Origin of the sequence: Stenotrophomonas sp. RIT309 (assembly GCF_000632045.1) — a bacterium.
Lineage (GTDB): Bacteria > Pseudomonadota > Gammaproteobacteria > Xanthomonadales > Xanthomonadaceae > Stenotrophomonas > Stenotrophomonas indicatrix.
The window spans coordinates 168,994-180,509 of record NZ_JFYS01000002.1 but is presented as its reverse complement, the minus strand read 5'-3'; the positions used below and the strand labels follow the sequence as shown (position 1 = coordinate 180,509).

Below are 11,516 nucleotides of genomic sequence, written 5' to 3'. Positions count from 1 at the left end.
TCTGGCGAAGGGGGGGGGGGTCCGGGTGGGGGGGGGGGGCGCCACGGGGGGGCCGAGCCGCGCCAACGGGGGCCTTACCCCGGGCGCCCCCCCACCCGGACCCCCCCCCGCCTACCCACAGGAAGTCAGCTTTTGCTCTGGCTCTGGCCTTGGCTTCAAAGCCTCTGCAGGTGCAGGGCGCAGCCCTGCCGAACCACCCAAAACCCTTACTGGAGCAGCGAGCGCAGCATCCACGCGTATTTCTCGTGGGTCTGCAGGCGCTGGGTCATCAGATCCTCGGTCGGGGCGTCGTCAGCGTCGTCGGCCACATCCAGCACTTCACGTGCCGTACGGCATACCGCTTCGTTGGCGACCACCAACTGGCGTACCATTTCACGCCAGTCCGCACTGTCGGTCAGGCCCGGCTCCTCGACGATCGAGGTCAGCGCAGCAAATTCCCGGTAGGAGCCCGGGGCATTGAAGCCCAGTGCGCGGATGCGCTCGGCCACATCGTCCAGTGCCGCCCACTGCTCGGTGTACTGCGTCTCGAACATGGTGTGCAGCGAGTTGAACATCGACCCGGTGACATTCCAGTGGAAGTTGTGGGTCTTCAGATAGAGCGTGAACGCATCGGCCTGGAACCGCGCCAATCCGTCGGCGATCTTCTTGCGGTCGCCCTGGGTGATCCCGATATCGATGTTGGGGGCCGACGGCGCGGAAGCCGCAAGCTTCTGCTTGCCGGTCTTGGGCTTGGTCGTGCTCTTGGTCTTCGCCATGGGGTTCCTCCTTGTGGAATCGTTGGCCTTCACAATAAATCAGTCTTGATGACTGGTCGCATTCAAAGTTTTAAACGAACCGATTGATGAACGCTATCGACAAAATGCCGCAGTCCCGCCAGCGCCAACAGCGTGCCGCCATCGACGGCGCCATGAGCCGCGACCGTGGACGATTGCTGGGAATGCTCTCGCGTTGCCAGGCCAAGCCACAGGATGCGGCGTTGGCCGCCAGTTTCGAGCAGGCCTTGCAGGTTTCGGTGCAGCGCCGGCAGGCGCGGGCGCAACAACAGCCGGCCATTACTCTGGACCCACAGCTGCCGATTGCGCGTGAAGCCGAGACCATCACCCAGTTGATCCGCGACCATCAGGTGGTGGTGATCGCCGGTGAAACCGGCTCGGGCAAGACCACCCAGCTACCGAAGCTGTGCCTGGCCGCCGGCCGTGGCCAGGCCGGCATGATCGGCTGCACGCAGCCGCGCCGGATCGCCGCACGTGCGGTGGCCAGCCGTGTCGCGCAGGAACTGCAGAGTGAACTGGGCCAGCTGGTGGGCTACCAGGTGCGCTTCAACGACAAGGTCGGCGAAGACACCCGCATCAAGTTCATGACCGACGGCATCCTGCTGGCCGAGATCGCCAGTGATCGCTGGCTGTCGAACTACGACACGATCATCGTCGACGAAGCGCACGAACGCAGCCTCAACATCGACTTCCTGCTTGGCTATCTCAAGCAGCTGCTGCGCAAGCGCCCGGACCTGAAGCTGATCGTCACTTCGGCGACCATCGACACCGAGCGCTTCGCCCAGCATTTCGACAATGCGCCGGTGATCAGCGTCGAAGGCCGTACCTATCCGGTCGAGGTGCGCTATCGCGCGCTGGAAGGCGAGGGCGAAGACCAGGGCGAACGCACGGTCAACGATGCGATCGTTGCGGCCATCGATGAAATCACCCGGCTGGATTCCCGCGGCGACGTGCTGATCTTCCTGCCGGGCGAGCGTGAGATCCGCGATGCGCACCAGTCGCTGGAGCGGCGCAAGTACCGCAATACCGAAGTGCTGCCGCTGTACGCGCGGCTGTCCAACCAGGACCAGGACCGGGTGTTCAACCCCGGCCCGAACCGGCGCATCGTGCTGGCCACCAACGTGGCCGAGACCTCGTTGACGGTGCCGCGCATCCGTTATGTGGTCGACCCCGGTTTCGCCCGCGTCAAGCGTTACAGCCCGCGCAACAAGCTGGACCGGCTGCACATCGAGCCGATCTCGCAGGCCAGTGCCAACCAGCGCAAGGGCCGATGTGGCCGCGTGGCCGAGGGCATCTGCTATCGCCTGTATGCCGAGGCCGATTTCCAGGCGCGGGCGGAGTTCACCGATCCGGAAATCCGTCGTTCCAGCCTGGCCGGGGTGATCCTGCGCATGCTGCAGCTTGGCCTGGGCCGCATCGAGGATTTCCCGTTCCTTGAGGCGCCGGATGAGCGGGCCGTCGCTGACGGTTGGCAGCATCTGACCGAGCTGGGGGCGATCGACAGCGAACGCCACCTGACCGCGATCGGCAAGCAGATGGCGCGCCTGCCGGTGGACGTGAAACTGGCGCGCATGCTGGTGGCGGCGCAGGCGGCAGGCTGCCTGCGGCCGATGTTGGTGATCGCCTCGTTCCTGGGCATCCAGGATCCGCGCGAGCGGCCGCCCGAGGCGCGTGGCGCCGCCGACAACGCACACGCGCAGTTCGCTGACGGCCGCTCCGAGTTCGTCGGTGTGCTGCGCCTGTGGGATGCCTATCGCCAGTCCCATGAGGATCTGACCCAGTCCAAGCTGCGCGACTGGTGCGGCCGCCACTTCCTCGGCTTCCTGCGCATGCGTGAATGGCGCGAGCTGCATCGGCAGCTGCGCCTGCTGTGCGAGGAACTGGGCTTGAAGGAAGAGGCCAACGAGGCATCGATGGCACCGCTGCTGGCCGGCAGCAGTGCGCCGGCTCCGGCGCGCGATGATGCTGCTGCGGTGAAGGCGACCCGTGGCCAGCTGCACCGTGCCGCGCGCCTGGCCCGCGAGGGCAAGGCCGAAACGGCGCCCGCGCCGGTCGCCGCCCGTGCGCAGAAGGACCAGGCGCCCGACGGCGGTGGTTACAGCGAACGCGTTCGCGCCACGGCGTACCAGACCCTGCATCGGGCCCTGGTGGCGGGCCTGCCCACGCAGATCGGCCATCGCAGCGAGAAGGGTGATTTCCAGGCGCCGCGCCAACGCCGTTTCCTGCCGTTCCCCGGTTCGACGCTGTCCAAGCGGCCGCCACCGTGGCTGCTGGCCGCCAACCTGCTGGATACGCAGAAGGTGTGGGGCATGACCCTGGCGGCGATCGAGCCGGACTGGGTGATTGCCGAACTACCGCACCTGCTGCTGCGCAAGCACTTCGACCCGCACTGGTCGCGTGCGCAGGGCCAGGTGCTGGCCTCCGAGCAGATCAGCCTGTTCGGGCTGGTGCTGGCGCCGAAGAAGCCTGTGCATTACGGCCGCATCAACGCCGGCGAGGCGCATGACATCTTCGTGCGCCAGGCACTGGTGACCGGTGAGATCAACACCCGCGCCAGCTTCGTGGCCGACAACCAGAAGGTGCTGGAGCAGGCGCGCGAGGAAGAAGCCAAGCTGCGCCGTGCCGGCATCGTTGCCGACGAGGACTGGCAGGCACGCTGGTACCTGGACCGGGTGCCGCCGCAGATCCACTCCGCGTCCGGGCTGGATGCGTGGTGGAAGGCACTGCCGCCGGAACAGCGCAAGGGCCTGCACTGGTCGTTGATGGATCTGCTGCCGGGCGAAGGCAGCGAGCAGGAGCGCTACCCGAAGTACCTGGCGCTGGGCCAGGCGCGGTTGCCGCTGCACTACCGCTTCGAACCCGGGGCCGAAGATGACGGCGTGACCCTGGACGTGCCGCTGCACCTGCTCAATGCACTGGATGCGGTGCAGTTGGGGTGGCTGGCGCCGGGTTTCGTTGCCGACAAGGCGGCGGCCTTGATCCGCAGCCTGCCCAAGGCAATGCGGCGCAACTACGTGCCGGCACCGGATTTCGCGCGCGCGTTCTACGAGGCCTTCCCGCAGCCCAGCGCGGACGCGATCACCGGCGAGCTGGCGCGCTTCCTGTCCCGCGCAACCGGGGCAACCGTGGCCGCTACCGATTTCGATCCCGGTTCAATCGAACCGCACCTGCACATGAACCTGCGCCTGCGCGATGAGCAGGGCAAGGTGCTGGCAACCTCGCGCGACCTCGATGTGCTGCGTGCGAAGTTCGGTGGCCGTGCCGGCGATGCGTTCGCCGCACGTGCCGGGCGCGAGATGGCGGCCGATGGCCTGCGCACGTTCCCGGCCTCGCCGATTCCGCTGCAGGTACCGGGCGAGGCCGGCGTGCCGGCCTATCCCGCGCTGAAGGATGAGGGTGACAGCGTTGCACTGCGCATCTTTGCTGATCGCCAACAGGCCGAGGAAGCACACCCGCTGGGCGTGCGTCGACTGCTGGAGATCGGCCTGGGCGAGAAGATCAAACAGGCACGCAAGCAGTTGCCGGTAGCAGCGAAAACCGGCCTGTTGTACGCCTCGATCGAAACCCAGGAACGCCTGCGTGGCGATCTGGTCGATGCGGCGCTGAATGCTGTGCTGGCCGACGGCCTGGGCGATATCCGCGATGCGGCGGCGTTCGAGCAGCGTCGCGAGCACGCCGCAAAAACGCTGTTCGGCGAGGCCATGCAGCGGTTGAAGCTGGCCGAGACGATCCTTGCCCTGGTGGCCGAATTGAAGCCGATGCTGGAAGCACCTTTGATGGGCTGGGCGCGCGGCAATCTGGATGACATGGAAGCGCAGCTGGTTGGGCTGATCCATCCCGGCTTCCTGCGCGACACGCCGGCCGACGCCCTGGCGCAGTACCCGCGCTACCTGAAAGCGATGATCCTGCGCACCGAACGCGCCAAGCGCGATCCCCCGCGTGACCAGGCGCGCATGCTGGAACTGCACCCGTTCCTGGAGGCATTGCAGGTGGGCGAGCAGCAGGGCCTGCGCGAGCGGCCGCAGTGGCAGGCCTTGCGCTGGGACCTGGAGGAGCTGAGGGTATCGTTGTTCGCGCAGGAGCTGGGCGCACGCACCGGCGTTTCGGCGAAGAAGCTGGCGCAGCGGGTGACCGCACTGCGCCAGGCCTCGTAATCCCTGGGCTGGCCCCGCCGGGCACTGGCTGGTGGGGTCAAACGGAATGGCATCCACGCATGGCGTGGATCTACTGCGGGACGTGGCGCAGCAGGTTGCCGCCAAACGTTGGCTTGGCTCTACAGCAAAACCAGGCCGTTACTTGGTGCGGCGCACCTTGGGCTGGGTGTTCACGCCTTCGACCTTCAGGTACCACACGCCCATCACTCCGGGGCTGATGCTGACCTTCGGCGACTGCTTGCGTACGCCGGAAATCGAGGTGGCATCGGTCTGTTCCCACTGCTGGCCATTGTCCAGCACGTAGATCCGGCCCTTGCCGAAACCGCGGAACTCGCCCTGCAGCACGCCGCTGATCGGCTCGTTGCTGCCGAAGTCGAAGAAGCCGCGGTTCTTCACGATCACTTCCTGGCGGCCTTCCTCGCGCGCTTCTTCGCGCACCGCAGCGACGGCCTCGGTGGTGGCGGCTTCAACCTTGCCCTGCAGCCAGCGGTTCAGCGTGGCCAGCTCGGCGGCATTGAGCTTGTCCAGGCCAGCGGCCTTGAATTCGGCCGGTGACATCTGCTGCTGCAGGTCACCCTGCACCACGCGCTGGGCCAGCGCAGGCGTCGACAGGGACAGCAGCACGGCGGCACAGGCCAGCAGGCGAGGGCGGAAAGGCAGGGTGATCGAAGGCATGGCGGAACTCTCCCGTGGATGTCGGCGAGTGTAGCGGCATGTCCACATTCCCGGCGATGCTGGCCGCGGCGATTGTTCCTGAACGGCTGCGGCGCTAGTGTAGGGGCTTCTGTCTTGCCTGCTCGATGCTGTGAACCGCGCTTCCGTCCCCGGCCTGGATGCCTTGTTGAACCGCCCCTCGGCAGCCGTGCTGCCGGCTCCGCTGCGCCAGGCCCTGCGCGGGTATTGGGAAGCGCCGGACTGCGACCCGCAGATGCGTGCCAGCTGGTCGGTGCTGGGCGATACCCTGGACGCGCTCGCGATGCTCTCGGCAGACGAGGGCGCCGTGGTGGCGGCCCTGCTGTTCGATCTGCCGGGCCTGCGCGTCCATCTCGACGCATTGCCGCTGGGCAGCCACAAAGCGGCGGTGATCGGCCTGCTCGATGGACAGGATGCGGCCGATCCCGTCTGGGCACTGCATGCCGGTCGCGAGGCCGGCCGCAACAGCGAAGGCCTGCGCCGGTTGCTGCTGGCGATCATCCGCGACCTGCGGGTGGTACCGATCCTGCTGGCCCGGCAGCTGGCGCGCATGCGCGCGGCCGACAAGCTCGAAGAGGAGCAGCGCCGCGCGCTGGCCCAGTTGACCCGCGACATCCATGCGCCGCTGGCCAACCGGCTCGGCATCTGGCAGTTGAAGTGGGAGCTGGAAGACCTGGCCTTCCGTCACCTGGAGCCGGAAACCTACCGGCGCATCGCGCGTGAGGTCGACGAAACCCGCATCGCCCGCGAGCGCTACGTCGAGAATGTGAAGAAGGTGCTGTCGCGCGAACTGGGCGTGCAGGGCATCCGCGCCGAGGTCAGCGGCCGCCCCAAGCACATCTACAGCATCTGGCGGAAGATGCAGAAGAAGCGCCTGGCCTTCGACCAGCTGTATGACATCCGAGCGGTACGGGTGATGGTCGACGACGTCGCCGCCTGCTACGCCGCGCTCGGCGTGGTGCATGCGCTGTGGGCACCGGTGCCGAGCGAGTTCGACGATTACATCGCCCGGCCCAAGGCCAACGATTACCGCTCGCTGCACACGGCGGTGGTTGGCCCGGAAGGGCGCACCATCGAAGTGCAGATCCGCACCCACGACATGCACGCGCAGGCCGAGCTGGGCGTGGCCGCGCACTGGAAGTACAAGGAAGGCGGCAAGGGCGCGGAGAAGTCGTTCGATCGCAAGATCACCTGGATGCGGCAGCTGCTGGAGCAGGCGCAGGACGGGCAGGGCAATGAACTGGCCGGGGCGCTTGATGCCGAGCTGACCGAAGACCGTGTCTACGCGCTGACCCCGAAGGACGAGGTGCTGGACCTGCCGCAGGGCGCAACACCGCTGGATTTTGCCTACCAGGTGCACACCATGGTCGGACACCGCTGCCGTGGGGCCAAGGTCAACGGCCGCATCGTGCCGTTGACCTACCGCCTGCGCAGCGGGGATCGCGTCGAGATCCTCACCGGCAAGGAGGCCGACCCGCGCCGCGACTGGCTGATGCCGGCCAACGGCTTCCTGGCCAGCAACCGCTCGCGCGAGAAGGTGCGCAGCTGGTTCCACAAGCTGGACCGTGCGCGCAACGTGCAGGCGGGGCGCGAGCTGCTGGAGCGCGAACTGAAGCGGCTGGGCCTGCAGCATTCGGACCTGTCCGCGGCGGCGAAGAAGTTCCACGCCGACAGCGTCGACGACCTGTACATCCAGGTTGCCCTGGGCGATACCGGCCCCAACCAGGTCAGCCGTTCGCTGCTGGAGGCCGAGCGTGCGGCCAGCCAGCCGGCGCCGACGTCGGCCTTGCCGCGGCCGACCGCGCGCCGCGAGAACCTGGGCAAGTCCAAGTTCACCGTACAGGGCGTGGGCAACCTGCTGGTGCAGCTGGCGCGTTGCTGCCAGCCGGTGGCGGGTGAACCGATCGTCGGCTACCTGACCCGTAGCCGTGGTGTCACGGTACATCGTGCAGACTGCGTGGCATTGGCACGGCTGGCTGCGACCAGCCCGCAGCGGATCCTGCCGGTGGAATGGGGCCAGGCCGGCGGTGGCTATGAAGTGGACGTGGTGGTCGACGCGGTCGACCGCCGCTGGCTGCTGAAGGACATCACCAACCTGATCGCACAGGAAGACGCCTACGTGCTGGACATCCACAGCGACAACGTCCGCAACAGTGGCCGCGCGCATCTGCGCCTGCGGTTGAAGGTCAGCGACTACGGCCAGTTGTCGACTCTGCTGGGCAAGCTCGATGCGTTGCCGGGCGTGAGCGAGGCGCGTCGTCTGGGCTGAGCTTCACGCTGCCCCGGCTACCCTGCACGCATGGAACGCGAGCCCCCGCATCGTTCACACGGCGCCGCACATCCGGCGCTGGATCGCGTTCGCCGTGAAAGCCGCTGGTGGTGGCTGCAGGCGCGCCACGCACGACGGGTGTGGCGTTGGGCATTGCTGGCTGCCGCAGCCGTGTTCGTGCTGCTGGTACTGGTGCGCAAACCGCTGGCGGACTGGTTCTGGGATGAGCCACAGATAGAACAGCTGCTGGCCGAGGGCGATCGCGCAGTGAGCGAAGGACGCCTGACCGCGGCCGACGGCAGCGGCGCGCGTGAACGCTACCAGGCGGTGCTGGCCCTTGATGGCGACCGCCCGCAGGCGCGACAGGGCCTGGCCCGCACCGGCGCGGCAGCGTTGCAGCAGTCGCGTGAGCGGCTGCAGGCGGGCGACCTGGACGGCTGCGCGCAGGCGCTGGCGTTGGCACGTGAGCTGCAGGTGCCGCGCGCCGAGGCAGATGCGGTGGCCCAGCAGCTGCAGGCGCGTCGTCGCGCCGGTGCTGGCATCGGTGCATTGCTTGCGCAGGCCCGCAATGCCTTTGCAGCGGGGCGGCTGGACGACGGCGACAGCAGCGCGCTGCCGTTGTTCCAGCGCGTGCTGGCACTGCAGCCGGACAACCTGCCTGCACTGGAAGGTCGCGAGGATGCATTGAGCGATCTGCTGCAGCAGGCGCGTGCACAGGCCGCACGCGGTGAACTGGCCACGGCGGCAGCGATCCTGCAGCGCGCACGCCAGTTCGATCCAGGTCATTCCGAACTTCCTGCCAGCCAGGAAGCGCTGGCCCGTGCAATCGACCAGCGCCTGCAGCAGGGGCATCGCGCGCTCAAACGGCAGCAGCTCGAGACGGCTGCGGATAGCTTCCAGGCGGTGCTGGCGGTCACCGCCGATGATCCTACGGCACTGCGTGGGCGTGAGCAGACCGTGCAGGCGTTGCTGGCGCGCAGCCAGAAGCGGGCCGACGACTTCCAGTTCGAGGCGGCCGACAAGGATGCCGCGCTGGCCGCGGGGCTGGGTGCCTCGCAGGCAGCGCAGCAGCAGCTTGCACAGCGCCTGCAGCGTGCGCGGCAGGCGCGCCAGTCGTTGCAGCAGCCGGGTATCAGCACGGCCCAGCGTGAGCGCCAGCTGCGTGATCGGTTGCGCCAGATCGACCGCGCCGAGCGTGCCGGGCAGTGGATCAGCCCTCCCGGCCACAGCGCCTTCGATGCGCTGCGCGAAGCGCAGGCACTGGCGCCGCGCGACAGCCGGGTCAAGGCAGCGGCAGCACGGCTGCTGCCCGCCAGCCGGTCCTGTTTTGATGACAACCTGCGGCAGAACCGGGTGCAGGCTGCGGGCGCCTGCCTGCAGGCCTGGCAGACCCTGGCGCCGACCGCCACAGGGTTGCCCGATGCGCGCGCCCGCCTGGCACAACGCTGGCTGGCGATCGGCAGCGAACGGCTGGGTCGCGGTGATGTGGCTTTTGCCGAACGTGCACTGGAACAGGCGAACCAGCTGGGTGCCGGTCCGGCCACCGCCGAATACCAGCAGTTGCAGGAGCGGCTGCGCGACATCGGTAGCGTGCCGCCGTGACCCGATGGATCGCGTTGACGCAGCTATAGTAATGGCCCCCTGTTGCCTTGCCCTGGATAGTAGATGACCGTTCTTGTTTCCGGCGCGACCAGCCAGATCGGTCGTTACCTGTTGCCACGGCTGGTCCAGGCCGGCATGGACGTGCAGGCGGTAAGCCGACGTCCACAGGCGGAGCAGCCAGGAGTGCAGTGGCTGGGCGGCGACCTTTACGATGCACTTGACCAGAGTGGCCCGCACGCTTGGCAGGCCATTGCCAGCTCCAGCCCGATGGAGCTCTGGGCGGAATGGCTTTCCCGGCAGACGGTGGCACCGGCGCCCCGGATCATCGTCACCAGTTCGATGAGCGTGCTCACCAAGCAGGAATCGGCGCAGGCCGATGAGCAGGATGTGGTTGCAATGCTGCAGCGCGGGGAACGGGGGCTGATTGCGCAGGCCGAGCGTCTTGGCATGGAGTGGACGATCCTGCGGCCGACGCTGATCTACGGTGCCGGCATCGATCGCAGCATCTCCCCGATCGTGGCGCGCGCGCGCCGTCTTCGAGTGTTTCCCATTCCGATGACCCATGGCATGCGTCAGCCGGTGCACGCCGACGACATCGCCCAGGCCATGGTGCAGGCCATACGAACCGGGGCCGCCGCAGGCCGGGTGTTGGAAATCGGTGGCGGTGAACGGCTGCCTTACCACGAGATGTTCCGTCGCATGCGTGCCAGCCTGGTGGAATCGACCCTGCCTGTGCGACTCCCGGATCTGTCGCTGCGCGCGCTGGCTGCGGTTCTGCCCCGCGCGCGCGGCCCGGTGTCGCGCCTGCAGCAGGACCTGATCGCCGACAACAGCGAATTGACGGCGCTGCTGGGCGTGCGGCCGCGCGCTTTCCGGCCGGATGCTGGTACCTGGCAGCCCATGACCCCCGAACTGGCATCCGCACGCGTTGCGGCCTCTCCGCCAGGGGTAGTGGCATGACGTCCGTACGTCCCAGCGTGGGAGTTGCGTTGTGTACCTACAACGGTGCGCGCTACCTGCAGGCGCAGTTGGACAGCATCCTGGCGCAGAGCGAGCCGGTGGATGAGGTGGTCATCGGCGACGATGGCTCTTCGGATCAGACCATGGCCCTGCTGCAGGTATTCAGCAGCCGGGCGGGCGCGATGGGCATACGCGTCGAGGTCGTGCAGCATGCACGCAATCTCGGCTACATCCTGAATTTTGCCGATGCGCTGCAGCGCTGTCGGTCCGACATCCTGTTCCTGTGCGACCAGGACGACGTCTGGTATGTCGATCGGGTTGCAACTTACCTGCAACGGTTCCAGGCCGATCCGGGCCTGCTGCTGCTGCACAGCGATGCGCGCCTGGTCGATGGCGATGGCGTTGCGCTGGGTGGACACCTGCTTGAAGTGCTGGGAGTGCATCCGGCCGAAGTGGCGCTGGAGCGATCCGGGCTTGTGATCGATGCGGTTCTGCTGCGCAACTTCATTACCGGGGCAACCTGTGCGCTGCGCCGGGGGCTGCTGGAGAGTGCGTTGCCGATCGCTCCGTGCTGGAGCCACGACGAGTGGCTGGCTGTAGTCGCCTCGCTGGACGGTGGGCTGGACATGATCGCGCGGCCTACCATTGATTATCGCCAGCATGGCAACAACCAGATCGGTGCCGGCCGCCGTGGACTGATGCGGCACCTGCGCCAGCTTGACCTGTTTGAACGCCAACGCCGGCAACGCACGGCCGATCGCCTGCTGGCGCTGGATGCGCTGCTGCGTCGGCGTGACGTGCTGATTGCGCCTGTTCGTTTCCACGGCCTGGCAGCGCTGGCCTGGCGCATGGCCTGGTCGCGGCTGCAGCTGTATCGGCGGGCCGATGTGTCGCTGCGCTGGATTGCCCAGGACGCGCCTCGCCTGCTGGCCCGGCTCGCCAATGTGTGCCTCGCCGGGGCAGGCTGGAGAGGCATTCACGCGGCCGCGGCCGGCGCCCGCAGGGGCTGGACGGAATCGCACACAGCTTGAACTGCAGTGAAACCCGGGGCCGGCGCCTGCCTGC

The 11,516-nt window shown here is 67.6% G+C and carries 7 protein-coding genes; 5 read left to right on the top strand and 2 right to left on the bottom strand.

All coding sequences use genetic code 11. From position 1 onward, the window contains the following. Window positions 1-206: 206 nt before the first annotated feature. Window positions 207-755, bottom strand: a complete 549-nt coding sequence (locus tag BW38_RS17855; protein ID WP_025879374.1) for a Dps family protein — start codon at window positions 753-755, stop codon at window positions 207-209. An 86-nt stretch (window positions 756-841) separates the two neighbouring features. Here BW38_RS17855 and hrpA point away from each other — a divergent pair, with 86 nt between their 5' ends. After that, the gene (hrpA, locus tag BW38_RS17860) at window positions 842-4,927 is read left to right on the top strand and encodes an ATP-dependent RNA helicase HrpA (RefSeq protein ID WP_032974984.1); all 4,086 of its coding nucleotides are present in this window, start codon (window positions 842-844) and stop codon (window positions 4,925-4,927) included. A gap of 138 nt (window positions 4,928-5,065) precedes the next feature. Here hrpA and BW38_RS17865 read toward each other — a convergent pair whose 3' ends face one another. Next, window positions 5,066-5,602 carry a hypothetical protein gene (locus tag BW38_RS17865; RefSeq protein ID WP_025879372.1) on the bottom strand — a complete coding sequence of 179 codons (537 nt, stop codon included), beginning with the start codon at window positions 5,600-5,602 and terminating at the stop codon, window positions 5,066-5,068. Between the two features lie 130 nt (window positions 5,603-5,732). Here BW38_RS17865 and BW38_RS17870 point away from each other — a divergent pair, with 130 nt between their 5' ends. The 4 genes from BW38_RS17870 to BW38_RS17885 all read left to right on the top strand — a co-directional run bounded on the left by BW38_RS17870 (window position 5,733) and on the right by BW38_RS17885 (window position 11,482). Continuing rightward, the gene (locus BW38_RS17870; RefSeq protein WP_032974983.1) at window positions 5,733-7,889 is read left to right on the top strand and encodes a bifunctional (p)ppGpp synthetase/guanosine-3',5'-bis(diphosphate) 3'-pyrophosphohydrolase; all 2,157 of its coding nucleotides are present in this window, start codon (window positions 5,733-5,735) and stop codon (window positions 7,887-7,889) included. 30 nt (window positions 7,890-7,919) lie between these two features. Next, a complete protein-coding gene (locus BW38_RS17875) occupies window positions 7,920-9,491 on the top strand; it encodes a hypothetical protein (protein WP_032974982.1) in 1,572 nt (523 codons plus the stop codon). A gap of 63 nt (window positions 9,492-9,554) precedes the next feature. Next, window positions 9,555-10,451, top strand: a complete 897-nt coding sequence (locus BW38_RS17880) for an NAD-dependent epimerase/dehydratase family protein (RefSeq protein WP_032974981.1) — start codon at window positions 9,555-9,557, stop codon at window positions 10,449-10,451. Further along, a complete protein-coding gene (locus tag BW38_RS17885; protein WP_032974980.1) occupies window positions 10,448-11,482 on the top strand; it encodes a glycosyltransferase family 2 protein in 1,035 nt (344 codons plus the stop codon). Before BW38_RS17880 ends, BW38_RS17885 begins: the two co-directional genes overlap by 4 nt. Window positions 11,483-11,516: the final 34 nt, after the last annotated feature.

Excerpts from the sequence above, each read along its gene's own strand:
- hrpA (WP_032974984.1), top strand. The coding sequence starts at position 842 with ATGAACGCTATCGACAAAATGCCGCAGTCCCGCCAGCGCCAACAGCGT.
- BW38_RS17875 (WP_032974982.1), top strand. The coding sequence starts at position 7,920 with ATGGAACGCGAGCCCCCGCATCGTTCACACGGCGCCGCACATCCGGCG.
- BW38_RS17885 (WP_032974980.1), top strand. The coding sequence starts at position 10,448 with ATGACGTCCGTACGTCCCAGCGTGGGAGTTGCGTTGTGTACCTACAAC.
- BW38_RS17865 (WP_025879372.1), bottom strand. The coding sequence starts at position 5,602 with ATGCCTTCGATCACCCTGCCTTTCCGCCCTCGCCTGCTGGCCTGTGCC.
- BW38_RS17880 (WP_032974981.1), top strand. The coding sequence starts at position 9,555 with ATGACCGTTCTTGTTTCCGGCGCGACCAGCCAGATCGGTCGTTACCTG.
- BW38_RS17855 (WP_025879374.1), bottom strand. The coding sequence starts at position 755 with ATGGCGAAGACCAAGAGCACGACCAAGCCCAAGACCGGCAAGCAGAAG.